The organism is Comamonas piscis (genome assembly GCF_014109725.1).
Classification (GTDB): Bacteria; Pseudomonadota; Gammaproteobacteria; order Burkholderiales; family Burkholderiaceae_C; genus Comamonas; species Comamonas piscis.
On sequence record NZ_CP058554.1, the window covers coordinates 3798947 to 3823391 of the forward strand.

General features: G+C 63.3%; 23 protein-coding genes. 8 read left to right on the forward strand and 15 right to left on the reverse strand.

Features of this window, described 5'->3' with window-relative positions:
* The first annotated feature begins 58 nt into the window (after positions 1–58).
* Complete coding sequence (locus HS961_RS17140) at positions 59–979, forward strand: LysR substrate-binding domain-containing protein (RefSeq protein WP_182324062.1); 921 nt, start codon at positions 59–61, stop codon at positions 977–979.
* A gap of 23 nt (positions 980–1002) precedes the next feature.
* Here the strand turns inward: HS961_RS17140 and HS961_RS17145 are convergent, their stop codons facing one another.
* A complete protein-coding gene (locus HS961_RS17145) occupies positions 1003–1917 on the reverse strand; it encodes a LysR family transcriptional regulator (protein ID WP_182324063.1) in 915 nt (304 codons plus the stop codon).
* Between the two features lie 136 nt (positions 1918–2053).
* On the opposite strand from HS961_RS17145, the gene HS961_RS17150 reads away from it, so the two are divergent.
* Positions 2054–2809: an SDR family oxidoreductase gene (locus tag HS961_RS17150; RefSeq protein WP_182324065.1), complete on the forward strand. Its 756-nt coding sequence runs from the start codon at positions 2054–2056 to the stop codon at positions 2807–2809.
* Between the two features lie 134 nt (positions 2810–2943).
* Here HS961_RS17150 and HS961_RS17155 read toward each other — a convergent pair whose 3' ends face one another.
* The 5 genes from HS961_RS17155 to HS961_RS17175 all read right to left on the reverse strand — a co-directional run bounded on the left by HS961_RS17155 (position 2944) and on the right by HS961_RS17175 (position 8283).
* Complete coding sequence (locus HS961_RS17155) at positions 2944–3642, reverse strand: hypothetical protein (protein WP_182324067.1); 699 nt, start codon at positions 3640–3642, stop codon at positions 2944–2946.
* Positions 3643–3902: 260 nt separating this feature from the next.
* On the reverse strand, positions 3903–5345 hold the full coding sequence (locus tag HS961_RS17160) for a CsgG/HfaB family protein (protein ID WP_182324069.1): 1443 nt from the start codon (positions 5343–5345) through the stop codon (positions 3903–3905).
* 32 nt (positions 5346–5377) lie between these two features.
* On the reverse strand, positions 5378–6025 hold the full coding sequence (locus tag HS961_RS17165) for a hypothetical protein (RefSeq protein WP_182324071.1): 648 nt from the start codon (positions 6023–6025) through the stop codon (positions 5378–5380).
* 51 nt (positions 6026–6076) lie between these two features.
* Positions 6077–7216: a hypothetical protein gene (locus HS961_RS17170; protein WP_182324073.1), complete on the reverse strand. Its 1140-nt coding sequence runs from the start codon at positions 7214–7216 to the stop codon at positions 6077–6079.
* Positions 7207–8283, reverse strand: a complete 1077-nt coding sequence (locus HS961_RS17175; protein ID WP_238347637.1) for a hypothetical protein — start codon at positions 8281–8283, stop codon at positions 7207–7209. The genes HS961_RS17170 and HS961_RS17175 overlap by 10 nt, the downstream gene beginning before the upstream one ends.
* Before the next feature lie 488 nt (positions 8284–8771).
* Between HS961_RS17175 and HS961_RS17180 the strand changes: the two genes are divergently transcribed.
* Positions 8772–8909: a hypothetical protein gene (locus HS961_RS17180; RefSeq protein WP_182324075.1), complete on the forward strand. Its 138-nt coding sequence runs from the start codon at positions 8772–8774 to the stop codon at positions 8907–8909.
* A 55-nt stretch (positions 8910–8964) separates the two neighbouring features.
* Here HS961_RS17180 and HS961_RS17185 read toward each other — a convergent pair whose 3' ends face one another.
* Genes HS961_RS17185 through HS961_RS17195 form a run of 3 tightly spaced genes read right to left on the reverse strand, consistent with a single transcriptional unit; the run spans position 8965 to position 12606 of the window.
* Positions 8965–9357 (reverse strand): hypothetical protein, encoded by a 393-nt coding sequence (locus HS961_RS17185; RefSeq protein WP_182324077.1) that lies wholly within the window; start codon positions 9355–9357, stop codon positions 8965–8967.
* The gene (locus tag HS961_RS17190; RefSeq protein WP_182324079.1) at positions 9354–10613 is read right to left on the reverse strand and encodes an MFS transporter; all 1260 of its coding nucleotides are present in this window, start codon (positions 10611–10613) and stop codon (positions 9354–9356) included. Before HS961_RS17190 ends, HS961_RS17185 begins: the two co-directional genes overlap by 4 nt.
* On the reverse strand, positions 10600–12606 hold the full coding sequence (locus tag HS961_RS17195; RefSeq protein ID WP_182324081.1) for a TonB-dependent receptor: 2007 nt from the start codon (positions 12604–12606) through the stop codon (positions 10600–10602). The genes HS961_RS17190 and HS961_RS17195 overlap by 14 nt, the downstream gene beginning before the upstream one ends.
* A 126-nt stretch (positions 12607–12732) precedes the next feature.
* On the opposite strand from HS961_RS17195, the gene HS961_RS17200 reads away from it, so the two are divergent.
* Positions 12733–13725: an AraC family transcriptional regulator gene (locus HS961_RS17200; RefSeq protein WP_182324083.1), complete on the forward strand. Its 993-nt coding sequence runs from the start codon at positions 12733–12735 to the stop codon at positions 13723–13725.
* 155 nt (positions 13726–13880) lie between these two features.
* Here HS961_RS17200 and HS961_RS17205 read toward each other — a convergent pair whose 3' ends face one another.
* The 3 genes from HS961_RS17205 to HS961_RS17215 form a co-directional block, all read right to left on the reverse strand.
* A complete protein-coding gene (locus HS961_RS17205; RefSeq protein WP_412101603.1) occupies positions 13881–14789 on the reverse strand; it encodes an ABC transporter permease in 909 nt (302 codons plus the stop codon).
* A gap of 21 nt (positions 14790–14810) precedes the next feature.
* Positions 14811–15671, reverse strand: coding sequence for an ABC transporter ATP-binding protein (locus HS961_RS17210; protein WP_182324085.1), 861 nt, complete (start codon positions 15669–15671; stop codon positions 14811–14813).
* Between the two features lie 79 nt (positions 15672–15750).
* Positions 15751–16773 (reverse strand): ABC transporter substrate-binding protein, encoded by a 1023-nt coding sequence (locus HS961_RS17215; protein WP_412101604.1) that lies wholly within the window; start codon positions 16771–16773, stop codon positions 15751–15753.
* Between the two features lie 182 nt (positions 16774–16955).
* On the opposite strand from HS961_RS17215, the gene HS961_RS17220 reads away from it, so the two are divergent.
* Positions 16956–17636 carry a response regulator transcription factor gene (locus HS961_RS17220; RefSeq protein ID WP_182324087.1) on the forward strand — a complete coding sequence of 227 codons (681 nt, stop codon included), beginning with the start codon at positions 16956–16958 and terminating at the stop codon, positions 17634–17636.
* Positions 17637–19124 (forward strand): sensor histidine kinase, encoded by a 1488-nt coding sequence (locus HS961_RS17225; RefSeq protein ID WP_182324089.1) that lies wholly within the window; start codon positions 17637–17639, stop codon positions 19122–19124.
* On the opposite strand, the gene HS961_RS17230 is transcribed toward HS961_RS17225, so the two are convergent.
* Positions 19121–20026 carry a LysR family transcriptional regulator gene (locus tag HS961_RS17230; RefSeq protein WP_182324091.1) on the reverse strand — a complete coding sequence of 302 codons (906 nt, stop codon included), beginning with the start codon at positions 20024–20026 and terminating at the stop codon, positions 19121–19123. The two genes, HS961_RS17225 and HS961_RS17230, sit on opposite strands and share 4 nt — an antisense overlap.
* A 135-nt stretch (positions 20027–20161) precedes the next feature.
* Between HS961_RS17230 and HS961_RS17235 the strand changes: the two genes are divergently transcribed.
* Both HS961_RS17235 and HS961_RS17240 read left to right on the forward strand, forming a co-directional pair.
* On the forward strand, positions 20162–21145 hold the full coding sequence (locus HS961_RS17235) for a DUF1852 domain-containing protein (protein WP_182324093.1): 984 nt from the start codon (positions 20162–20164) through the stop codon (positions 21143–21145).
* A 113-nt stretch (positions 21146–21258) separates the two neighbouring features.
* Positions 21259–22284 (forward strand): methionine synthase, encoded by a 1026-nt coding sequence (locus tag HS961_RS17240; RefSeq protein ID WP_182324095.1) that lies wholly within the window; start codon positions 21259–21261, stop codon positions 22282–22284.
* A 22-nt stretch (positions 22285–22306) separates the two neighbouring features.
* Here the strand turns inward: HS961_RS17240 and HS961_RS17245 are convergent, their stop codons facing one another.
* Positions 22307–23398, reverse strand: a complete 1092-nt coding sequence (locus HS961_RS17245) for an NAD(P)H-dependent flavin oxidoreductase (protein WP_182324097.1) — start codon at positions 23396–23398, stop codon at positions 22307–22309.
* Positions 23399–23424: 26 nt separating this feature from the next.
* Positions 23425–24420 carry a tripartite tricarboxylate transporter substrate binding protein gene (locus tag HS961_RS17250; RefSeq protein WP_182324099.1) on the reverse strand — a complete coding sequence of 332 codons (996 nt, stop codon included), beginning with the start codon at positions 24418–24420 and terminating at the stop codon, positions 23425–23427.
* Between the last annotated feature and the right edge of the window lie 25 nt (positions 24421–24445).

Consider the following 24445-nt stretch of genomic DNA (forward strand, 5'->3'; position numbering starts at 1 on the left):
TGATAAATGCCAGAGAATTGATTTGATTCTTCCATTTTTTGCAGTAATTACCCGCACCATGGACCGACTCCACGCCATTGATGTCTTTCTTGCGATTGCCGATTTGGGCAGCCTGACCCGCGCGGCCGAAGCGCTGGAGCTGTCCCTGCCCAGCGTGGTGCGCACCCTGGCCGCGCTGGAGAAGCACTTGGGCGTGCGCCTGTTCAACCGCAATACCCGGCGCCTGGCGATCACCGATGAGGGCCGGGCCTACCGCGTGCATGCGCTGGCCATTCGCGCTGCGGTTGCCGATTCCGAACAAGCAATGCGCCGGGCGCAGGCCGAGCCCTCGGGCAGCATCAGCCTGACGGCCTCCGTCAAATTTGGCGAACTGCATGTGGCCCCGCTGGTGGCCAGCTACCTGCAGCGCTACCCGCAGGTGGAGGTGCAGCTCTTGCTGCTGGACCGCGTGGTCAATCTGGTCGAAGAAGGCCTGGACCTGGCCGTGCGCATTGCGCCGCTGCCCGATTCAAGCCTGGTGGCGCGCCATGTTGTGGACATCCACCAGGTGATTGCAGCCAGCCCCGCGCTGGTCGCCGCCTGCGGCATGCCCCAGCAGCCGCAAGACCTGGCAGCCCTTCCCTGCATAGAGTTCGGCGGGGTGGGCGATGCCAACCTCTGGGAATTTGTCAGCCAGGGCCGGCTGGAACGGGTCAAGGTGCAGGGCCGCATGCGCTGCAATACCGTCGGCGGCAATATCGCCGGCTGCATGGCCGGCCAGGGCTTTGGCCGTTTTTTGCACTACCAGGTGCTCGATGCGATTGCGCGCGGCGAGCTGGTCCGCATCCTGCCCGGCCTGGAGCCTGCGCCGCGCCCGCTGTCCCTGGTCTACCCCAGCAAGCAGCATGGCACGGCGCGGGTGGCAACCTTGGTCGAGCATTTGTCCGAGCATCTGCGTGCGCGGCTGGGGGAGTTCGCGCTGCCTACAGAACAACGCTGATGGGCTTGGCTGCAGCAGCGCTACTAGTTCGCCGTTGCGGTATCGGCCAGCTCCCCTTTGAAGCGCCCAGCCAAATGCTCGATAAACGCTCGCACCACCGGCGGCAAGCCCCGCCTGGTGGTGAACACGATATGCACAATGCCGGTCTCCGTGCGCCACTGCGGAAACACATGGACGAGGCTGCCAAGCTCCAGCTCCTTGCTGCAAAAGTGCTCGGGCAACAGCGCAATGCCCAGGCCAGCCAAGGCTGCTGAGCGCAGCGCGCCAAAATCGGCGCAGGTCATGCGGGGCGTGTGGGTTATGGCACTGGGCTGGCCATCGCCATCCCAAAACTCCCAGCTGATGGTGCCGGTCTGCTCGGTGCTGGCCAAGGTGGGCAGCTCAGCCAGCAGCTGCAGATCACCCTTTTTGCACTGCTTGGCCAGGCTGGGCGCAGCCACCAGAATGCGGCTTGAATGGCCCAAGGTGCGCATCACCAGGGCGGCATCGGTCGTCAGGCTGGTGCGCACGCGGATGGCCACATCAATGCGCTCATCGATCAGGTTGACAGGCCGGTCTGCGGCCACCATCTGCAGCTGCGCCTTGGGGTAGGTCTGCAAAAAATCGGTCAAGGTGGGCGAGAGGATTTCCATCAGCCCCAAGGGGCAGCTGCAGCGCACGACGCCATGGGGCTCGCCCAACGCATCGGACACCACGGCATCGGCCTGCTGCACATCGAGCACGATGGTGCGGCAGCGCTCGTAAAAGGCCTGGCCGACCTCGGTCACCCGAAAGCGCCGGGTGGAGCGCTCGATCAAGCGCACACCCAGCCGCGACTCCAGCGCCGCAATGCGCCGGCTCAAGGTGGACTTGGGCATGCCCAGCGCGCGGCCCGCTGCGGCAAAGCCGCTGTGCAACACCACCTCGGCAAACAGCGCGTAGTCGTTGATATCTCGCATGGGCTTCGTTCCCGGTTTTTGTCTCAATATTGGAACAATGATATCCATTTTGACCGTCTACTCAAATCTTTGTTCCACCTGCATCATTACATCACTGCGACGAACGGTTCGCCGCACAACCCAAGGAGTAGGAAAAATGGAACGCAAGTTTGACAACAAGGTCGTCGTAGTCACCGGTGGCACCAGCGGTATTGGCCTGGCCACCGCCAAGAAATTTGCCGGCGAAGGCGCCTATGTGTTTGTGACCGGCCGCCGCCAGGAAGAGCTGGAAAAGGCCGTCAAGGCGATTGGCCCCCGCGCTACCGGTGTGCGGGCCGACATGTCCAAGCTGGCCGACATCGACCGCCTCTACGACGCCGTGCAGCAAAGCCACCCACAAATCGATGTGCTCTACGCCAATGCCGGCGGTGGCTCGATGCTGCCCCTGGGCGCCATCACTGAGGAGCATTTCGACGCCACCTTTGGCACGAATGTAAAGGGCCTGGTGTTTACCGTGCAGAAGGCCTTGCCGCTGCTGCGTGATGGCGCTTCCGTCGTGCTGACCGGCTCGGTCGTCGGCTCCACCGGCACCGCTGCTTTCAGCATCTACAGCGCCTCCAAGGCCGCCGTGCGCAATCTTGCCCGCAGCTGGACGCTGGACCTGAAGGAACGCGGCATCCGCGTCAATGTCGTCAGCCCCGGCCCCATCCGCACCCCTGGCCTGGTGGAGCTGGCCGGCAACGATGCCGCGCAGCAGCAAGGCCTGCTGGACTACATGGCCAGCCAGGTGCCGATTGGCCGCGTCGGTGAGGTCGATGAAATCGCGGACGCGGTGCTCTTCCTGTCCTCGCCACAGGCAAAGTTCATCGCCGGTACCGAGCTGTTTGTCGACGGGGGCTTGGCCCAAGTCTGAGGCATTGGGCGCCAGTGCAAAGCAGCGGGTTTGAGGGTAGCCCGCTGCCCATCGCCCGCAAAGACAGCATGCTGCGCCCAGACGCAAAAAGGCCCGCAAGCGCGGGCCTTTTTGCGTCTGGGCAGCGTAAAGGCTTAGGCGGCGGGGCGGCCAGCGCGCTTTTTGCGCATAAAGGCAAAAAAGCCAACACCGGCAAGCAGGCCCGAGGTCAGGACCAGATTCCAGTCGGACAGCGTGGGCACGGGCACCGACGCAGTGACGGGCGCGGGAAGGCCAGCATCATCGGCGCAAACCTTGATCCAGGACGGTTGACCGTTCTTTGCGACCCTCAGGCTGGTGAGCGTCGCAGGAGGGTTATTGGTGAGCGAGATGGTGCCGGAGGCGGAAGGGGATTGGACTCCGATATATCCGGTGTCTAGTATTTGCAGCGCGCTGGTGGAGGTACTGCCGACCAGAGGCGCACCGATATCGGCAGCCGCTGACTGGTAGAGCTCGTCGTCGATACTTACCTTGAGGGAGTTCCCATTGTTTTGAAGGCCCTCCACTTGGATAGACACCGAATTGGTCAGCAGTGGCTTGCTGAAGGTGTAAGTACAAGCGGATGCACCACCCATCAACTGGGCCGTACCCACCGCAAAGGTTCCTCGTTGCACGGCGTTGTCCACGCAGTTTCCGCTTACCGTCACATCAACAGCGCCATAGGTGGTCGTAGCACCGGCGCGAAATGCAAAGCACTGCTCAGCAGCGTTGGCAGCGCTGAGGGCGCCGAGGGTAAGGACAAGCGCGGAAGCCAAGCGGGAAATCGTTAACATTTTCAGTACATGTTGTTGCAAACGGAACCAATATGTTAACCGCTCAACAAAGGCAGTTCATGACGAAATTGACTTAGGTCATGTTCATTTTTCTGAATAACAACAGTATCTAACGGTCTCATACGCGACATATGCGAGATAACTATTCACACCGCATTTTCGATTAGCGTCACTCTCTTTTCCTGCCAATTGTCAACTGTTCAGCCGCACTCAAGAAACAAAAATGCCACCTCGTGTGACGGAGGTGGCATGGGTCAGACGCTCAGTTGCAGCGGCTCAGATCACCACTTGTCGTCCTTGTCCGCATGCGCATCGGCTTCCGCAGTCGCCGCCCGAGCGGCTGGCTTTTTGGCAGCGGGCGCCGCAGCGGCTGCGCGGGCCGGGGCGGGTGCTGTGCCAGCCACCGCGTTGGCAGCGGCGGCTTGGCTGGCAACGGCAGCGGGCACGTTCTTCAACTCACCGCGTACCTGCAGGCCGCCTTCGGGGATGGCATCCAGATCGGTGCGCATGTTTTCGAGATGGCCGTAGGACAGGTTGGGCGTTACGCGGTCGATGACGAGTTCGCAGCAATGGGATTCCATGCGGCCCAGGCTTTGGCCGGTCTGCGGGTCCTTCATCTCCTTGCCCATCACAGCCATCGCATAGCGCGTGCCTTCGCGGGTCGATTGGCCACCTTGGCTCAGCACGACGTTGGTGCCATCGCGGGCCACAACCATCACCGGGAAGGTGCGCTGCAGGATGGAGTTGACGATGGCCTTGGCGGCTTCATCGGTCATGTCGGCCAGGATGCGGTCGCCATCCACACCAGTGCCCAGTGTGGTGGCAGCGCGGTCCGGTGCGCTACCGCGCAGCGAATCGGCGACGGTGACCTGGCGGGTGGCCACGTTGACCATCTTCTGCGACAGCGCCCAGCCGCCCGAGTAGCTCACCAGCTCGCGGTCGCTGGTACGCAGCTGGCGGGCATGGCGGTTGTAGGCAAAGCTGTTGACGCGCGCGCTCCAGACCAGATCGGCGCTGGCGGTCTGCGACAGCTTGGCCAGCTCGGCGCTGGGCGCCTGGCCGCTGGCGATGATGTCGAGCTCCTGCTCGATCTCGGGGCTGAACTCGCGGTCCAGCACGGCAAAGCGGCCGGTTTGCACCAGCGCATCACTCACCCGCTGGCGCAGCGCGGCAGACACCGCCGCAGCCGGCACGGCACGGTCGCCCATGGCCAGGTTCTTTTGTGCAAAGCTCACCGGGCCGATGACGACCTTGAGCTTTTGCATGTCGGCTGAGGGCTTGAACTTGGCGATCTGCGCTTCGATGGTGGCCTTGTAGTTCTTGGGCGGCAGCAGGCCAGGCTCTTCCAGGCTGACCACTCGCAGATTCTGGATCACGCCGCCAGACTTTTGCCGCACGAGTTCCGCAAAGGCATTGGCGCGCAGCGAAGCGCTGTCCTGGTTCAGGCTGACATCGAGGCCGTACTTGGCGCTGATGCCTTCGGTCTGCACCACTGCGCCGTTCACCTGCAGCAGCGCCATCTTCATGGCCTCGGCCATGGCTTCGCCTGCAGTGCGACCCAGGCCGGTGGCCGTGGTGCTGACGTTTTCGAGTTTGCCGACATCAGGTGGCGGCGGGGCCACCGATTGGTTGGTGGGTGCGGGGGCAGCCGCCGTCTCTTCAGACTTGGGGCCGCAGCCGACCACCACCAGGGCGGCCAGCGCCCCCAGGAGGTAATAACGCATAAAGGTCTTTGGTTTGCTTGTCTGGCGCAGGCTTACAGCAGGCTGGTGGCTTCGGTCGGCACTTCAATGCCATTGCTCTTGGCAAAGTCCACCGCATTGCCCAGGGCCTTGACCACTTCGGAGGCAGAGCCGGGGAACTGGGTGACCACATAGGTGGCGGCACCCATCGATGGCAGCTGGGTCAGCGGTGCGCTCTTGAGACCATTGCCCATGGCGCTCACATCCTTGCCCAGGCCGGTGTACTTGGCAACGCCCTTGGCCAGGCTCAGCAGGCCTTGGGCATAGATGGCCTTGGATTCGGCATCCAGGGTGGGCTTTTCTGCCAGCTTGGCGGCAATCGCACCACCGGTGTCACCCACGGCGGTGGCGGCCTTGGAAGCGCTGTCCTTGTCATAGGTGGAGCCCGAGGACAGTTGCTGTGCCACGGCTTCTGCATCTGCTGCCGTGGCCTTGAGGCCCAGCGCTTCGCTCATCTTGGCATTGGCCTTGAGCACGTCCACATTGGCGGCCACAAAGTTCTTTACCAGGCTGGTTTGCTGGCCACTCAGATCGCCACCACCACCCGAGCCGCCGACGGCCTTGAGCGCACCCAGGTTGGGCAGAGAGAACTGGGCGGTTGCGGTATAGGGGGTAGCCAGGGCTGCGCACACCAGGGCCACAGCGGTCAACATCTTCTTCATCAAACCATCTCCAAAAAAATAGGCAGTGTTATCAATTCAAAGGCGTGCAGATCAGCGCACACCCAGGTTGGTGATCTGGCTGGTCAGCTCGCGGGCGGCATTGTTGGCGGCCAGCTTCAGCGCATTGCCACGCGCCTCGTCCTCGGTGGGGCCTACGCCGGCAAACTGCACCGGGCCCACAGAGGCAATGGTGTCGGGAATGGTCTGGCTGATATCGAGCAGCTTGGCGTTGACCGAGACGGCCACGCGCTTGAGGCCAGTGTTGGGATCGGTGTCGGCCATGCCCACATCCAGTGTGCCCAGAGCCACATAGGGGATCTGCGCCACGCGCATGCCGCGCACCAGCGATGCCAGCGTGGCGGGCTTGAGGTCCATGCCCGACTTGTAGTCTTCCTCGACCGTGGCGACCTTGAACTGGCCGTCGGTGTAGGGCTCGACCATTGCCGCCTCGGACACCTTGAAGCCGGCGCGGGTGAAGGTCGACGAGAACACCTGGCCCAGGTTGGCGCTGGGCAGCAGGCGGAAGGTGGATTCATTGGCACGGCGCGTGGTGCTGCCACCGGTCTCAGTCGATGCAGTGTGCTGCATGGAGCCCGACATCTTGCTGGACGTGGAAGCATTGGTGTTGATCTGGCCACGGCCGAAGGATTCGCCCTCCGAGCCCTTCTCCGACACCTGCACATCAGCCTTGAAGTTGGCCTTCTGGTCTTCGCGCTTGTAGATGCGATCGTCAAAGATGCGGGTGCTGTCGACCTGGCGCGAGACGAACATGAAAGCCAGCGGTGAGCGCGCAGCCGCCCCACCCTTGACCACGGCCGAATTGGACTTGACGGCATTGCGCAGGTTGGCCACGTTCAAGGACACGCGCACGGTCACCGTGTACTGCTTGCGGTCCTTGGCTTCGTCTTCGGCCAGCGGTGTGGTTTCCAGAATGTAGCGGTCGGGGTCGACCACGATCTTCTCCCGAATGGCATCAAAGTTCTCTGCCTCGGACTGGCCCGCTTCGGCGTAGTAGAACTCCACCGCCTTGAGCTGTGCGGCCAAGGTGGCACGCGCCTTGTCGTCGGCCGTGGCTTCGCGGCCCTGGTAGGTCACCGTGGCCTTGCCCTTGGCTTGCTGCACTTGGGCCAGGGCGCTGCTGGCCACCAGCGCTGCCATGGTGCAGACCAGAAATTTCTTGATTACTTGCATAGATTCATCAACTTGGTAGTTTTTTCAATTTGCGCGTCAATATCGGATGCCGAGGCCGATTTCTTGATCCAGCCGCTGTCTTTGCCCGCCATCGTTTCGGCCAGCTTCACAAACATGCCATTGACCGAGTCGTAATAAGCGGGGAAATCATCCACATAGGTCTGCGAGGCAGGAATCACCTTGGTCTCGCCATTTTTCAGCGAGGTATTCAGATAGACCGTAGCGGACAGCGGCTCATGGATCTTGATATCGGCATAGGTGCCATAGACAAAGGAGGCGCCGCCTGCGCTTTCGCTGAACTTGATTTTCTTGACATTTTTCAAGTCAACCTCGATTTCATAATCGGGCTTAGGCAAACTCAGGTTGAATACATCGCCATCCATTACCTGCATGGACATTACATTGCCCACCGCATAGCCCTTGGTATAGGGCACCATGGGCACACCCACCCGGGTGGAGATGGCCTCGGACACCAGGTCGGCCGCCCAGGTTTCGGCAGCAGCCGGGCTGGCTTTCAGATAATCGGGCAGCACGCCCAGCATCTCTGGCGCCAGGCTGGCCCGGGTGACCTGCACATAGCGCGGCACCTGGCTGGGCAAGCTGGCCGCAGCCATGGCGCTGGCATAGCGGCTGAACAGCCCCGGCTTGTTGTTGCCGCCCTCATAGACCAGGCGTACCCGCTCCAGAATCTCTTCGGGGCTGGGGTCGTGGCGGAAGTTGTCCACATAGCCAAAGCTGACCGGGTAGGAGCGCAGCACGCTCATCGACTTGAAATCAAAAAACAGCGCCTGCCCGCGCAGCAGCACAAACAGCTTGCGGATGTTGCCGAAATGCTCGACCGACACCGTCTCCGAACTGATCAGCAACGAGGCGACCAAGGCCTGGTCACTGCCCTGGAGGCTGTCCAGCGGAGCCGTGGATATCTGAAAATTGGGAGGCTGGTTGACCGCAATATATTCATAGCTGCGCTTGAATAAACTGCTATTGGCTGCCTTGAGCTGCTTGTCGATCTGGATCGAATAGGGAAAGCGTTGCGCCAAGCCTGCGGCATCGCCAGAAAATGCCACACCCGCAAATGCGACTTCTCTTGTCTGCCCCTGCGAAACCTGTGCCACCAACGCCAAACTGCAGGCCAGCATCAAGTGCCTGAGCGCCTTGTAGATATACATTCTTTTAACTCCATCGCCACTTGCCCCGCGCAGTATACAGATGTTAAAGCATGTATTGTTGGTTTCTACACGAAACAGAACGATGTTCCATGTCGTCTATCAAGCCAATCAATCACAAGTAAGTAAGTGCGAACAAATAATCTTTGTATGTATATTCCAGGTTTTCAGATGCACCATAGAAAAATACTTGCCTGAATATGCCGGCGGTACCTATTTACCGCATTGAAATACCCGCCATGGACCAAAGCACTTACCGCGCCATCGGCTACACAGCCCTGGCCGCCGCACTCAACCGCTAGCAGCAGCGCCCCATCGCCGAGCTGTTGGCCTGCGTGGATTTGCCGGCTGAATCGTCTTTGGTCACGGTGGACGGCGAGGAGGTATTGGTGGATATAGCTGTACGCTGGCTGAATGCCAAGCGCAACGCCTTGCTGATCCAAGGCTTCTCCCATGGCAGCAGCCACTTGCACATCGAGCGGGTCGAGGAGCAGCTCGTTTTGCCGCTGCAACGCGCAGAGCCATGACCATGCCCCGGCACGGCCGGGACCAGCATGGCTACAGCGGTGCCGCTGGATGGGCCTAGTCCTGCGCTGCATAGGCAGCCATTTGCGCGGTGAGCCAGTCCATCGCCTCGGCCTCCTCCACAAACAACTCGGCGGTGATGCCCAGCAGCTTGCCGGCGGGGAATTGCTTGAGCGTTTCGTACTCGGAGGCGGGCACCACGGTGGCCATCGCCATCACCGCGCCTTTCAGGCGGGGCACGGTGTTCTGCAGCCAGGCCTTGGCAAGCGGGGCGCTGCCTTCGGGGTGCTGCAGGGCGGCGGCGCTGCGGTAGATGCGCAGCAGCGCAAAGGGCTCCTTGCGCGCCAGCCAGAGGGCCCAGTCATCGAGCTGGCTGCTGTAGTGCTGCAGGTCCATCGCCTGGTCGTAGACGCAGCGGACCAGGGGCCAGCGTTGAAGATCGCATGTCATAAAGAATTTCCTGAAACCTGGGGAGTGCGCGCATACCAGCGGGGCGCGAGCACCAGGCCCAGCAAGGCCAGTGCGGCGCAGACCGCGAATGACCAGCTGTAGCCTAGGTGGTGGGTAAAGGCGCCGGCGCTAAGGCCAAACACAATGGCGCAGAGCGCATCGCTGCACTGGAGCAAGGAGAAATCGGTGCCCGGCTGCTGGGGCGAGCACCAGTCCATCATGGCGGTGTAGAGCACGACAAAGCCCAGAGCCATCGTCGTGCAGAACAGCAGAAAGATGGCGGCCAGCACGGTGCTGGAGCGCAGGCCCGATGCCTCGATGGCCACATAGCCCAGCTGTATGGCGAGGTACAGGCCCAGGCAGATCTGCAGCAAGGGCCGCCGGCCCAGGCGCTTGAGCAGCCAGCCGCCCAGCACTGCACCCGCCACACCCGCCAGCGCAAGGCCCGCGCCCGAGAGCAGACCCACCGAGCCCAGCGGCATGCCCCGGTCGAGCAGATAGGTCAGCATGATGGCGGTGAACCAGCGCGTGGAGGCCTGGCAGGCGATGACGGTGGCCATGCCCCAGCGCATGCCGGGACGGCGCCAGGCGGCTTTCAGGCTGGGCGCGGCGTCGTTGGCTACGGCGATGACTCCGCCTTGCAACCCGCGCCGGGATGCCCAGAGCGTGGGCGCCGTAAACAGCAGCAACAGCGCGCTGAGATAGAGCATGCCGCTGCGCCAGTCCGTCGCGTTGACGACGACTACCAGCATGCCGCCGCCCAGGATGTAGCCGCTGTAGCTGCCGCCAATCTGCATGGTGTTGCCCCAGCGGCGCTGGTCGGCTGCGAGCATTTGCACGGCCATGCCATCGGTGGCGATGTCCTGCGTGACCGACAGCAGCATCAGCCCGAGCAGCAGCACGATCACAGCGCCCCATTGCGACTGCAGCGGCAGCAGGCTCAGCGCCAGCACCCCAACGAGCAATGCACATTGCAAGGCACGCGCCCACTGCAGGCGCCGATGCGCGCTGCCCTGCGCGGCGCGGTCCATCGCCGGCGCCCAGAGGAACTTGATGGCCGAGGGCAGAAACAGCAGGGACAGAAGGCCAATGACATCCAGGCCCACGCCCTGGGCGCGCAGCAGCACGGGCATGGCCTCATGCACCAGGCCGCCCAGCAGGCCCTGGGTGGCGTACAGGCCGCCCAGCAGCGACAGCATGCCGCCTAGGCCGAGCGTGGACGGGGCCAGACGCACACGGGTGTCAGAAGCGTACATTCAAGCGCGCTCCCAAGCTTCGGCCACGGCCCAGTTGGTAGGCCGTCCCCAGGCCCATCGATGCGGCATCAAAGGCATAGACCGCATAGGTCCTGTCCGTGGCATTGTCGACAAAGAAGTCGGCCGTCATCTGCGGGTTGATCTTCCAGCTGACGCCCAGATCCAGCAGCGCATAGCCGCGCTGTGCAATGCGGTTGTCCATGTCGAAATAGGTCTTGCCCACGTAGCTCACGCCCATGCGCGGAGTGAGCTTGCCGCCCCCGGCCAGCGGGATGCCGTATTCCACGCTCAGGTTGGCGGTGGCCTTGGGGGCATAGGGCACGGTGTTGCCGCTCAGGTCGGTGCCGCTACTACCGCTCGGGTCGCGATAGTTGTGCAGCTTGGAGCTGTTGAGGGCCAGGCCCGTTTTCAGGTGCAGTTGGCTGCTGGCTTTCCAGTCCACGTCGATGCTGGCGCCCCGTGTGCGGGCATCGCCCACGTTCTGCAGGTACTGGCCTTCGACCGGGCCGACCGACAGCTGGTAATCCTTGATGCGCATCAGGTAGGCGGCGGCGCGCAGCTCCAGCGTGTTGTTCAGCATCAGCGCCTTGAAGCCCAGCTCAAAGTTGTCCGCCTTTTGCGGCTGGTAGGAGAAGGCAATGTTCTGCGGCGTCACGGCGCGGGTGAAGCCCCCTGCCTTGAAGCCCGTGCTGTAGAGGCCGTAGACCGAGACATCCTCCGTCAAGCGCAGGCTGGCACCGACCTTGGGCGAGGTCGATTGGAAGGACTTGTTGCGCTGCAATGCCGTGTCCTGCAGCCGCGTGTCCACCTTGGCCTGCTCACGCTCGCTGCGCAGGCCGGCAGTCAGGTCAAGCCGGTCGGTCGCATGCCAGGTCGCATCGCCATAGAGCGCATAGGAGCGCAGGTTCTGCTGGGAGCTGAGCGCATAGGCCGGCACATTGCGCTGAAAGTCGATGTCCTGGTAGTAGGCGCCCACCACATAGTCCAGCGCACGGTCCTTGCCGGGCTTGGTGGCCAGGCGCAGTTCCTGGCTGAAGGTGGTCTGCAGCTCGGGGGGATAGCTGCCAAACACCGTGCGGTCAAAATCGCGGTCCTGGTAGCCGGTGAGCGCACTGAAGGTGTAGCCGCCCAGGTCATAGTTCAGATGCAGGCCGTAGCTGCTGGTGCTGAGCCGGTAGTACGAGGGCACGGGCAGCACCTCGCGCGAGCGCTTGCTGGGGTCCACGGCGAAATACTCCTCATCGGTGGAGCGCTTGCTGTGCGCGGCCGTGAACATCACATCCAGCGGGCCACCGGTAGGCGCATAGCGCAGCCGAAAGCGGCCATTGAGGTCATCGCTGTTGCCGCGCCGCTCGCCCGTCTGCATCTCGTGCAGGTCGCCCCGGGTATTTTGCGAATCGATGGCCACATCGGCGTAGAGCATGTCTTGCACGATGGGGGCATTGAGCAGCAGGCTGGCGCCCTTGTCGCGGTTGCCGATGTTGCTGCTGAGGCTGCCGCGCAGCTGGTTGTCCGGCTTGCGCGTGACGATGTTGACCACGCCGCCCACCGCGCCCCGGCCGTAGAGCGTGCCCTGCGGGCCATACAGAATCTCGACCTGTTCCAGATCACCGGGCAGCAGTTGCGACAGCAGTGCATAGTCCTGCGGCAAGCCATCGACATACAGCTGCGCGGCCGGGTTGTAGAAGTCGGGCGAGGACTGGCCCCGGATGGTCAGGTTGGAGTAGGCCCGGTTGGAGCGCTGGCGGATGTTCACATCGGTGAACACGCGGTCCAGGTTGTCTACCTTGCGAAAGCCCCGGGGGCCCAGCTCCTCAGAAACCGCCACATCCGCAGCGCCGATCAGCTCCCGGCTGCTTTGGCCGCGCTTGGTGGCGCTCACCGTCACCACGGGCAAGGAGGCGCTGTCATCGGCAGAGGGATCGGTGGCAGGCTGGGCCACCGCTTGGGTGGCCAGAAACGGCAATAAAGCCCAGTAGGCTTGGCGCTGCATGGAGGAACTCGCTCATCAGTTGAAAGCCGTAACGATAGAAATACCGGGCGCTTTTGATGAGCACAATGCGGCGGAAATTAGCACCATCAGAAACATTAATGATATTTATTCTCGTTAAGATGCCGCATGCCCCGCAAAGCCCTGCTCCGCCAGACCATCCTGAACCATACCGACCCGGCCGAGCCGCAGACGGGTGCCACCTGGAGCAGCCTGGAAGGACCGGTACGCGTGGGCCGCGTCAGCCGCGTGACCGAGGCCGAGTTGCGCCTGCCCTCGGAAGCCGCTGCGCCGCATTTCTCGCTATTGCTGCTGCTGGAAGGGCAAGGGCATTTCTACATGCCCGATGCACAGGAGAGCAAGCAGGGCCGCTACCTGGAGTTTCTGCCAGGCCACTGCTACCTCAGCTGCAGCTACCAGCCCTTTCGCTGTGAAGACTATGTGCCGGCCAACATCAGCTTCCGGGCGATTTTTCTGCACTTTCCGTTGGCCTTGCGTGGCGTGGTCGAAGGTGGTGCACCCGCCAGCCATGCTGCCGCCCAGGTGCTGGCCCACCGCGATGGCCATGCCTGGATTGCCCGCCTGGCGATGGCGCCCGCCATCCGCAGCTTTGCCAGCCGCTTGATGGCGCAGGGCCTGCCGCAGCAGCCCCTGGAGCTGCTGCAGGTGCAGTACCGCTCGCTGGAGATTTTGCATTCGGTCGTCAGCAGCCTGCTGCTCAAAGATGCGGCGGACATGGCGACGGCCACCACGGCCTCCGCCACTGCGCCACCGGCTGCATCCGCACAGCCCCACCTCTCCAGCCGCGACCGCCGCCAGCTGCTGGAGGCACGCCGCTTTATCGATGCCCACCTGGCCGAGCCGCTGCGCCTGGCCGATGTGGCAGCCGCCTGTGGCCTCAGCGAATCGACCTTGAAAACCGGCTTCCGCGTGCACTTTGACAGCAGCGTCTATGACTATGTGATCCAGCAGCGCTGCCTGCAGGCGGTGCGCCTGCTGCGCGATACCCCCCTGAGCGTGCTCGATGTCGCACTGCGCTGCGGCTTCTCCAGCGCCAGCCTGCTGGCCCGGCATTTTCGGGCGCATGTCGGGCGCACGCCCTTGCAGGTGCGCCATGGCTGAGGCGCTGATCAGCAGCGCCTCAGACAAAAAAATGCCACCTCGGTTGGCTGAGGTGGCACAAGGCCGGTAGGGCATGGGGGTTTGGACTACCGGCGAGAAGAGGGACTGATGGGGTAGATGGGATTGATGGGGTTGATGACTCCTGTCTGAGCGAATCAGAAGGCCGCAGGCCGCCATTTGAGCAGGCGTTTTTCCAGGCGGGTCAGCAAGAAGTCGGCGCCCAAGGCCACCACCGCTAGCACGATCATCGCGGCGAACACGCCGCTGGCGTTGAACGCGCCCTGCGCGGTGGAGATCAAGAGGCCGATACCTTCCTTGGCGCCGAGGAACTCGCCCACCACAGCGCCGACCAGCGCAAAACCAAAGCTCACATGCAGGCTGGCCAGAATCCAGGACATGGCAGAAGGAATGACCACCGACAGGGTGACCTGGCGGGGCGATGCACCGAGGATCTGGGCATTGGCGATCATGTACTTGTCGGCTTCACGCACGCCCTGGAAGGCATTGGCAAACACCACAAAGAAGACCATCACAACAGCCAGCGCCACCTTGGAGGCCATACCCAGGCCCAGCGCAATCACAAACACGGAGCCCAGCACCACGCGGGGGATGGAGTTGGCGATCTGGATATAGATGGAGAACACATCAGACAGCAGCTTGTTGCGGCCCAGCACGATGCCGCAGATCACGCCAGCGATGGAGCCAATCAGAAAGCCGATCACCGTTTCTTCCAGCGTCACCAGCACCTGCTGCCACAGCGGGCCTTGCGATGTGCCGTCGCGCATCCACTCCACGATCTGGTTCCAGATCATCGAGGGCATCGAGTAGAAGAAGGGGTCGATCCACTGCATGCGTGCCGAGACTTCCCAGCCGCCGAGGACCAAAACCAGCACCAGCAGGCGCAGGCCGAGGATGAGGGCCTTGCGGCGCTTGATGGCGGCTTGCGCAGCTACCGATTCCTGCGCCAGCGCGGCATCGCTGACGGCAGCGGGGGTGTGGTCTGCCGCAGCCGACGCGGGTGTCGGGCTGCGGGAGGCGGCGGGGTTCATGGTGAGTTCAGACATGGTGTGTTCCTTGCCTTGTGTTTACTGGATATGGACTTCTTCGCGCAGGTCATCCCAGATGCGCTTGGACAGGTCGATGAACTGCGGGTCGTAGCGCACCTCGCTCATCACGCGGGGGCGCGGCAGGTCGATCTCGTACACGCGCTTCAAGGTCGCGGGGCGGGCCGTCAGCACAAACACGCGGTCGGCCAGCGCAATGGCTTCTTCCAGGTCATGGGTCACAAACACCACCGAGCCACCGGAGGCCGACCACAGGCGCAGCAGCTCGTCCTGCATCAAGGTGCGGGTCTGCATGTCCAGGGCCGAGAAGGGCTCGTCCATCAGCAAGATTTCCGGCTGGTTGATGAAGGTCTGCGCCAGCGCCACCCGCTTGCGCATGCCGCCCGAGAGCTGGTGCGGGTAGTGGTTGCCAAAGTTGGCCAGCCCCACGCGGTGGATCCACTCGTCGGCCAGCTTGAGTGCTTGCGCACGCGGTGTGCCGCGAAAGATCGGGCCGGCGGCCACGTTGTCGCGCACCGATTTCCAGGGGAAGACGGCATCAGCCTGGAAGACGAAACCGATGCGCGGATCGATCTGCTCGACCTTCTTGCCCATCACCCGCACCTCCCCCACCGTCGGTTGCAGCAAGCTGGTGATCAGGTTCAAGGTGGTGGATTTGCCGCTGCCGGTGGGACCGACGATGGCGATGAATTCGCCCTTGGCCACCGACATCGAAAAGTTGCGCAGCGCCAGGGTAGCGGTGCCGTCCGGCGCGATAAAGCGCAGCGACACCTTGTCGAATTCGATGGCCGCATCGGCCTGGGGTGCAGAAGCTGCGGCATTTTTGGGCTGCAGGGAACTGGGCGGTTGCTGGCTGGCAATCGCCTGGGTGGCATAGGACATGGTCGTCTCCCGAAAGGGTGTGGATGGCGCGCAAGCTGCAGCCCGGCGTGGCCGCGCTGCTGGGCAGGTTGCGCCGCTTTTACTTGGCGCTCAGGTAGGCGTTGGAATAGGTCTTGGCCAGGTCAATGTGCGCGCTCTTTACATTGGGCTTGTAGGCCGACAGCACCCGGAGCACCGTCTCCGGGCCGCCTTCGGGCATCTTGCCGTCCTTGGTGTACATGGGCAGCGAGGCCTTCAGCGCTGCCACATACAGCTCCTTGTCACTGCCGTAGTAGTCCTTGGGCATCTTCTCGGCAATTTCTTCGGCGCTGTGGCTGCTGATGTACTGCATGGTCTTGCCAAAGGCGCGGGCCAGCTTGGCGGCCTGGTCCTTGTGGCTGGCGGCCCATTCGTTGCGCACATACAGGCTGGCAGCGGGGTAGAGGCCACCCAGCGCGGCCTTGGTGCCCTCTTCGCTACGCATATCGACGAGCACCTTGGCATCGCCGGTCTTGAGCATTTGCGAGACGGTCGGCTCGGTGGTCATGCCAGCCTGGATGCGGTCCTGCTTCATGCCGGCGATGAAGGAGTTGCCAGCGCCCACGGGCAGCAGCGAGTAATCCTTGCTGGCGACGCCTTCTTTGTCGACCAGGTAGCGAGTCAGGAACTCGGTCGACGAGCCCAGCCCGGTGACACCCAGGGTCTTGCCCTTGGCATCGGCCATTGTCTTGAAGCCGCCGGCTGCCGCCTTGGTGGAGACCAGCTCCACCTCACCGGGCACCTTGCAGAACACCGCAATGGCCTGGATCTCTTTGCCCTTGGCTTGCAGGTCGATGGTGTGGTCGTAGAAACCCACCACGCCTTGCACGGCACCGGCGATCAGCTGGTTTTCTGCATCCACGCCGGCGGGCTGCGATTGCAGCTCGACCTTCAGGCCCTCTTCCTTGAAGTAGCCCAGCGACTCGGCCAGCTTGGCGGGCAGGTAGATGATCTTGTTGATGCCGCCCACCATGATGGTGACGGTGTCGTCTGCGGCCTGGGCAGCCGTGCTGGCCATGCAGCAAACGACAGCTGCAGCGATGGCGGCCAGGGCATTGCGGCGGGTAGCGTGGAACGTGGTCATGCAGTGTCTCCTTGAAGTTGTGGTCCTGGCACCTTCAGCAGCGTCGCCCTGGGCGACCGCATAATGCACCGGATAGGAACAGAGTCTAGAAACTGCACCCTTTCAGTGCGCTTTCGCTGCACTGCAGCATTTTTAGTGGTTATCCCTGATCTATTTGCGGGCGCCCGGCCCCACCCCCTCCGATGAAGATCCTTCTGGTCGAAGACAACCTGGAACTGGCCCAGTCCCTGGCCGAGCTGCTGCGCCAGCATGCTTTTGTGGTGGACCATGTGGACTGCGGTGATGCGGCCGACCAGCTGCTGAGCCAATCGCACTACGACTTGCTGCTGCTGGACCTGAACCTGCCCCAGCTCAGCGGCAAGGCGCTGCTGCGGCGCCTGCGCGAGCGGGGGGATAGCCTGCCGGTGATCGTGCTGACGGCCAGCGATTCGCTCGACCAAAAGGTGCTGTGCCTGGAGATTGGCGCCGATGACTACCTGGTCAAACCGGTGGAGGTGCGCGAGCTGCTGGCCCGCATGCAGGCCATTGCGCGGCGCCAGATGCCCGGGCGTGAGAACCTGGTGCGCTGCGGCAACCTGCAGCTGGATTTGCGCACCCGCCTGTTCAGCGTGGCGGGCGAGGAGCTGGCCCTGCCGCCGCGCGAGCGCAGTGTGCTCGAAGCGCTGATGCTGCAAAACGGCAGCGCTCTGCCCAAGCAGCGTTTGATGGATGTGATCTACGGCATGGACGAAGAGGCCAGCGCCGACGCGGTGGACCTGTATGTACACCGCCTGCGCAAGAAGCTGCAGGCCAGCGACACCACCATCATGACCTTGCGCGGTGTGGGCTACCTGCTGAAGCAAAAACTGGCGGGCGGTGACTGAATGCTGCACAGCCTTCGCGCCCGCTTGGCCCTGTGGCTGCTGCTGCCGCTGGCGGTGCTGGTGGGCCTGTGCGGCTGGTTTGCGCATGAGCATGCCGAGGACGCGGCCGACTATGTGCAAGACCACGACTTGCTGTCATCGGCCAAGATCCTGGCCGACCGCCTGATCTGGGAAGACGGCGATGTGCGCGCCAGCGTGCCGCCCTCGGCACTCAGCCTGTTCATGTCGCCCGCGCGCGACCATGTCTACCTGAGCGTGATGGATGCGCAAGGCCAGCTGTTGGCGGGCCAGCAGAATTTTCCGCAACCGCCACAACTGAAGCTGAGCGGCAGCGACAACGCCCAGTGGTATGACGCCGTCTGGCAAGGCCAGCCGATCCGCGCCGTCATCACGCGCCGGGCCATGTACGACGTGGACGGCGCGCGTGAGATCACCATCCTGGTCGGCAAAACCACCCACAGCCGCGACGACATGGTGCAGACCTTGTGGTGGCCCACGATGGAATACCTGCTTTGGGCGCTGGCCGTCGCCGTGCTGGTGAGCGCCACCGCCTTGACCCTGGAGCTGCGCGCGCTGCTGCGCATGGCGCGCCAGCTGGCCGAGCGCCCGGCCCGGGATCTGGATTTTCACCTCGACTCGCGCCAGATCCACCAGGAGCTGCGGCCGCTGACCGACACCGTCAACCAGTTTGCCCGCACCATCCGCGCCCAGGTGGCGCGCCAGCGCCAGTTCATCTCGGATGCCGCGCACCAGCTGCGCACGCCCCTGGCCATCCAGGCCCATACCTTGGAGCAGGCGCTGGGCCAGAGCCCTGCCGAGTTGGCGGCCTTGTCAGTCGCGCAGCGCCTCGCTGTTTTGCAGCGGCTGCAGCGCAGCAACCAGCAATTGCTGAATGTGGCGAATCAGCTGCTGACTTTGGCGCAGGCCGAGGCCGGCAGCGCCGCGCATGCGGCCCAAACGCCGCAGTGGGTAGACCTGCGCGCGCTCTGCCTGCAGTGTTTGGAAGCTCTGGCGCCAGCGGCTGAGCTCAAGCAGATCGACCTGGGCTGGGAAGAAAGCGAAACACCTGCTGCAGCACCCACCGATGGCACAGGTTCCTCGCCCGATCTGCATGCATTTTCGCTGTACACCAGCAGCCGTTTGTTGCCCGAGCTGATGGCCAACCTGGTGGACAACGCCATCCGCTACACCCCCCCACAAGGCCAGGTCACCCTGGGCCTGGAGGCCAGCGCCGACAGCCTGCTTTTGTGGGTGCAAGACAATGGCCCGGGCATTCCAGCGCAAAGCCGCGATCGGGTGCTGGAGCGCTTTTACCGCCTGGCCCATGACACGCCCGGCACGGGGCTGGGCCTCGCGATTGTGCAGGAGGTGGCACGCGCAACAGGCGCCAGCCTGCAACTGGCCGATGCCCAGCAGCGCTATACGCCGCCCTTTGGCCCGGGCCTGCGCATCAGCGTGCGTTTTGTGCGTGTGACCGGCGCCGACTAGGCTTTGTTGGCTGTGGCAGCACGCGGCTGGCGGGCCAGTTCGATAAAGGCGCGCACATAGTCGATGGCGGTTTCCGACTCGCGCGCACCCAGAAAGATCTGCTTGGCAATGCCACGCGGGCCCAGCCGCACGGGCACCACATCCATCTTGGCGGCGTACTCCTCCACCAACCAGCGCGGCAGCGCCGCCACGCCCCGACCGCTGGCGACCATCTGCACCATGATGTCGGTGGTCTCGATGGCCTTGTGGCGCCGGGGCGTGACGCCGGCGGGCAGCAGAAACTGGTTGTAGATGTCGAGCCGCTCGATATCGACCGGGTAGCTGATGAGTACCTCCTGCGTGAGCTGCTGGGGCTTCACATAGGCGGCAGAGGCCAGCGCATGGCCCCGGGGCACGACGAGTACCTGCTCGTAGTCAAACACCGGCTCAAACTGCAGCCCGGGTTTGAACAGCGGATCGGGCGTGACCAGCAGATCGATCTCATAGCCAAACAGCGCACCAATGCCGCCGAACTGGAATTTCTGCTTCACATCGACCTCCACATCGGGCCAGGCGGCCAGATAGGGCGAGACGACCTTGAGCAGCCACTGGTAGCAGGGGTGGCATTCCATGCCGATGCGCAGCTCGCCGCGCTCGCCCTGGGCAAACTGGCCCAGGCGCTCTTCGGCCAGGTCCAGCTGGGGCAGCACGCGGTTGGCCACTGCCAACAGGTACTGGCCGGCCTGCGTCAGCCGCAGGCTGCGGCCCTCGCGCAGCCATACATCCGTGCCCAGCTGCTGCTCCAGCTTTTTCATGCTGTGGCTCAGCGCTGATTGGGTCAGGTGGAGCACGCCGGCCGCTGCAGTGAGCGAGCCCTGCTTTTCGACCTGCTGCACGATGCTGAGGTGGATACGTTCAAGCATACAAATGAGCCATATTCATGGATTTATGAGATAAAACCATTTTACTTCATCGATTATCCGCTCTAACATCCGGGCCATCGGTCTGAGCGACGTCTTGTGTGCTTCAGATCCCCCGCATTCAACGATCGGACCCGCATGAGCAACGACATCAGTTTCAGCATCCAGCGCCTGCGTTTTGATGAGCACTACCAGCCCTCGGACAGCACGCGCATCACCACCAACTTTGCCAACCTGGCCCGGGGCCAGAGCCGGCAGCAGAACCTGCGCAACACCTTGCGCATGGTGGACAACCGCTTCAATGCGCTGGCCCATTGGGACAACCCCAGCGCTGACCGCTATGCGGTGGAGCTGGACATCGTCACGGTGGAGATGCAATTGGGCGCGCAGCGCAGCCAGGAGGCCTTTCCGCTGATCGAGATGCTGCAGACCCATATCGTCGACAAGCGAACAGGCCAGCGCACTGCCGGCATTGTGGGCAATAACTTCTCTTCCTATGTGCGCGACTATGACTTCAGCGTGCTGCTGCCGGCGCACAACCTGGACCGGGCCGGCTTCAGCACCCCCGCGCATTTTGGCGACCTGCATGGCAAGCTGTTCAAGGCCTTTATGGCCTCCAGCACCTACCAGGACAACTTCAGCAAGCCGCCGGTGATCTGCATCAGCGCGTCAAGCAGCAAGAGCTACCAGCGCAATGGCAACCAGCACCCGGTGCTGGGCATTGAATACCAGCAAAACGAGCTGTCGTCGACCGACCAGTACTTTGCCAAGATGGGGATGCAGGTGCGCTTTTTCATGCCCGCCAACGGTGTTGCGCCGCTGGCCTTCTACTTCCATGGTGATCTGCTGGGCGACTACAGCAGCCTGGAGCTGATCGCCACCATCAGCACGATGGAGACCTTCCAGAAGATCTACCGCCCGGAAATCTACAACGCCAATGCCGCCGCCGGTGCGCGCTACCAGCCGAGCCTCAAAAACCAGGACTACTCGCTGACGCAGATCGTCTACGACCGAGAAGAACGCAGCCAGCTGGCGGTCAAGCAAGGCAAGTTTGCCGAAGCGCACTTCATCAAGCCCTACCAGGGTGTTCTGCAAGCCTGGGCTGCCGAGGCTAGCGTCTGAACCCGGGGCAAAGCTCCCGTCCATGTCGCCTGCGGTACCCGCTTGCACGGCGGCTTGCGCACAATGCTCTGCACGCAAGCCCGCCCCCTCTTATTTGAAAAAGGAAATCTTTGATGTTTGAAACCTCGATTGCCGGCAGTCTGCCCAAGCCCGCCTGGCTGGCCGAAACCAACAAGCTCTGGCCCCAGTGGAAGGCAGAAGGCGATGCACTGCGCCAGGCCAAGGCCGATGCCACGTTGCTGTGGATCAAGGCCCAGGAGGATGCAGGCCTCGACATCGTCGGCGACGGCGAGCAGGCACGCCAGCACTTTGTGCATGGCTTTCTGGAGCAGGTGGAGGGCATCGACTTTGACAACAAGGTGAAGATGGGCATCCGCGACAACCGCTACGACGCGATGGTGCCGCAGGTGGTGGCGGCCTTGCGCCTCAAAGGCCGCGTGCATGCGTTTGAAGCGCAGCTGGCGCGCGCCCACACCAAGAAAAAGCTCAAGTTCACCTTGCCCGGCCCGATGACGATTGTGGACACCGTGGCGGACCGCTTTTACGGCGACAAGTTCAAGATGGCCATGGCCTTTGCCGAGCTGCTGAACCAGGAAGCGCTGGCGCTGCAGGCCGATGGCGTGGACATCATCCAGTTTGATGAACCCGCCTTCAACGTCTACATGAAGGACGCGGCCGACTGGGGCGTGCAGGCGCTGGAGCGCGCAGCACAGGGCCTCAGCTGCACCACGGCAGTCCACATCTGCTACGGCTACGGCATCAAGGCCAATACCGACTGGAAGAGCACCCTGGGCGACGAATGGCGCCAGTACGAGACGGTGTTCCCTGCACTCGCGCGCAGCAGCATCGACCAGGTGAGCCTGGAATGCATCCACTCCCACGTGCCGCCCGACCTGATGAAGCTGCTGGCGGGCAAGGATGTCATGGTGGGTGTGATCGATGTGGCGAGCGAGACCATCGAGACGCCCGAGGAAGTGGCCGACACCATTGCCCGCGCACTGGAGTTTGTGCCAGCGGACCGCCTCTTCCCCTGCACCAACTGTGGCCTGGCGCCCATGTCGCGCGATGTGGCCTGGGGCAAGCTCAAGGCGCTGGCGGCGGGGACGCAGCTGGCCAAGGAGCGGCTGGCTGCGGCCTGAGAAGCCAGCTTGACCCGGTCAGCTACTGCACAAACCCACTCACCCGCCCCCAGGCCTGGTTCATCTCGGCCACCAGCATCTCCATTTGCGCGGCGACTGTCGTGCGCGCCTTGATGCCAAACACGCTTTGCCCGGCTGCTTCGTAGATCAGCTGGGCATTGTCGTGTTCGTGGATCGATGCGAACACATCACCGGTCAACGCCTGCTGCTGGGGCATGCCGAGCGGTGCGGGGGCATCGGCCTCGTCCCAGGCATCGATCCAGGCACTGCGCACCACACGGCAAGGCTTGCCGCTGTGGGCGCGCGAGATGACGGTGTCCTCGCTGCTGCTGGCGATCAACCGGTCCAGCAATGCGGGCGGCGTGTGGTTCTCTTGCGCGGCCATCCACAAGGTACCCAGCCAGGCGCCCTGCGCGCCGCTGCAGATGCTGCCCAGCACCTGCGCACCGGTGGCAATGCCGCCCGCAGCCAGCACGGGCGTGTTCTGCGCCACTTCCACAATCTGCGGCAGCAGCGACATGGTGCCCACGTTGCCGGTGTGGCCGCCGGCGTCATAACCCTGGGCCACTAGCACGTCCACCCCCATGTCCAGCGCCTTGCGCGCATGGCGCACGGAGCCGATCAGCGAGAACGTGAGCTTGCCTCTGCGCTTGGCCTCGGCAATCAGCTCTGCGCGCAGGCCGATGGCGGTAGCCACCGCGCAGGCATTGGAGTTCAGTACCGCATCGATCTGCGCCTGGAACAGCGCCTCCGAGCGCGCATGGGCGGTAAAGAAGCTGGGCTGGCTGGGTGGCTGGATCGCAAAGCGCTTCCGCAGCCCGGCCACAAACGCCACATGCGCCGGCGGCAGCGCCGCCTGCAGGCTTTGCGGATCGGCCTGGCTGGGCACATGGGCCGGCAGCATCAGGTCAATGCCATAGGGCAGGCCCGCCAGGCGCTGCTCCACATCGCGCACGATGGCCGGAATATCCTGCGGCGCATCGCGCGCCAGCCCCAGCACCGGAAAGCCACCGGCTTGGGCAATGGCGACGACCACATCAGGCTCATGCGAGAAACCAAAGATGGGATGCGCAATGCCCAGGCGCTGGCAGAGCGGTGTTTGAAATTGCGGCATGCTGCGGACTTGTATGCGTTTAGCCATCAGTTCGGCTCAATGCCGGCCTGCTTGATGACCTGGCCCCACTTCTCGCTCTCCTGCGCGATGAAGCTATCGAACTGCGCGGCGTTCTGCGGTGCCAGCTCCATGCCCAGCGATTCGAGCTTGGTCTTGACATCGGGCTGCGCGAGGATCTGCGCAATATCGGCGGTGAGCTTTTGCAGCACCGGCGCTGGTGTCTTGGCCGGGGCCACAAAGCCAAACCAGGTGCCCACGTTGTAGTTGGGCAGCTGCGCCGCCTCGGCCACGGTCGGCAGATCGGGCGATGCGCTGGAGCGCTTGGCGGTGGTGACGGCCAGCGCACGCAGCTTGCCGCTTTTGACATGCGGAATCGCCAGCGCCGAGGTCAGCGGCATCATGTTGACCCGGCCGGACAGCAGGTCGTTTAAGGCCTCGGACTGGCCTTTGTAGGGCACATGTGCGAGCGCGATATGGGCCTCTTGCGCCAGCAGCTCGCCCGACAGGTGGTTGGAAGTGCCCAGGCCGGCGGTGGCATAGGTCAGCGGTGGATCGCTCTTTTTGGCCAAGGCGACGAACTCGGCCATGGTCTTGGCCGGCAGGCTGGGGTGTACGACGATGATGTTGGGCACATAGCCAAATCCCGCAATGGCCTTGAAGTCGCGCACGGGGTTCCAGGTAATGCTCTTTTGCAGCGCGGGCGCCACCGCATGGCTGGGGCTGACTGCCAGCAGGGTGTAGCCATCCGGCGCGGATTTGGCGACATAGTCGGTGCCGATGGAGCCGCCCGCGCCCGTCTTGTTCTCCACGATAAAGGGCTTGCCGTACTGGGTAGAGAGCTTGTCGCTGATGATGCGCGCGACCGAATCGACCACCCCACCCGCCGAGAACGGAACGATGACCTTGACCGGCTTGGTGGGGTAGCCTTCCGCCTGGGGCTGGGCCTGCGCAACGGCAGTGACGGCCAGACTGCACGCCAGCAAGGCGCGTGCCGCATGGGCAAGGGATGGGATGGTCTGCATGGCTTTGTCTCCTGGGATAAAAGGG

Coding starts and splice junctions, on each gene's coding strand:
- HS961_RS17140 (WP_182324062.1), top strand. CDS start 59: ATGGACCGACTCCACGCCATTGATGTCTTTCTTGCGATTGCCGATTTG.
- HS961_RS17145 (WP_182324063.1), bottom strand. CDS start 1,917: ATGCGAGATATCAACGACTACGCGCTGTTTGCCGAGGTGGTGTTGCAC.
- HS961_RS17150 (WP_182324065.1), top strand. CDS start 2,054: ATGGAACGCAAGTTTGACAACAAGGTCGTCGTAGTCACCGGTGGCACC.
- HS961_RS17160 (WP_182324069.1), bottom strand. CDS start 5,345: ATGCGTTATTACCTCCTGGGGGCGCTGGCCGCCCTGGTGGTGGTCGGC.
- HS961_RS17165 (WP_182324071.1), bottom strand. CDS start 6,025: ATGAAGAAGATGTTGACCGCTGTGGCCCTGGTGTGCGCAGCCCTGGCT.
- HS961_RS17170 (WP_182324073.1), bottom strand. CDS start 7,216: ATGCAAGTAATCAAGAAATTTCTGGTCTGCACCATGGCAGCGCTGGTG.
- HS961_RS17185 (WP_182324077.1), bottom strand. CDS start 9,357: ATGACATGCGATCTTCAACGCTGGCCCCTGGTCCGCTGCGTCTACGAC.
- HS961_RS17190 (WP_182324079.1), bottom strand. CDS start 10,613: ATGTACGCTTCTGACACCCGTGTGCGTCTGGCCCCGTCCACGCTCGGC.
- HS961_RS17195 (WP_182324081.1), bottom strand. CDS start 12,606: ATGCAGCGCCAAGCCTACTGGGCTTTATTGCCGTTTCTGGCCACCCAA.
- HS961_RS17200 (WP_182324083.1), top strand. CDS start 12,733: ATGCCCCGCAAAGCCCTGCTCCGCCAGACCATCCTGAACCATACCGAC.
- HS961_RS17205 (WP_412101603.1), bottom strand. CDS start 14,789: ATGTCTGAACTCACCATGAACCCCGCCGCCTCCCGCAGCCCGACACCC.
- HS961_RS17210 (WP_182324085.1), bottom strand. CDS start 15,671: ATGTCCTATGCCACCCAGGCGATTGCCAGCCAGCAACCGCCCAGTTCC.
- HS961_RS17215 (WP_412101604.1), bottom strand. CDS start 16,773: ATGACCACGTTCCACGCTACCCGCCGCAATGCCCTGGCCGCCATCGCT.
- HS961_RS17220 (WP_182324087.1), top strand. CDS start 16,956: ATGAAGATCCTTCTGGTCGAAGACAACCTGGAACTGGCCCAGTCCCTG.
- HS961_RS17225 (WP_182324089.1), top strand. CDS start 17,637: ATGCTGCACAGCCTTCGCGCCCGCTTGGCCCTGTGGCTGCTGCTGCCG.
- HS961_RS17230 (WP_182324091.1), bottom strand. CDS start 20,026: ATGCTTGAACGTATCCACCTCAGCATCGTGCAGCAGGTCGAAAAGCAG.
- HS961_RS17235 (WP_182324093.1), top strand. CDS start 20,162: ATGAGCAACGACATCAGTTTCAGCATCCAGCGCCTGCGTTTTGATGAG.
- HS961_RS17240 (WP_182324095.1), top strand. CDS start 21,259: ATGTTTGAAACCTCGATTGCCGGCAGTCTGCCCAAGCCCGCCTGGCTG.
- HS961_RS17245 (WP_182324097.1), bottom strand. CDS start 23,398: ATGCCGCAATTTCAAACACCGCTCTGCCAGCGCCTGGGCATTGCGCAT.
- HS961_RS17250 (WP_182324099.1), bottom strand. CDS start 24,420: ATGCAGACCATCCCATCCCTTGCCCATGCGGCACGCGCCTTGCTGGCG.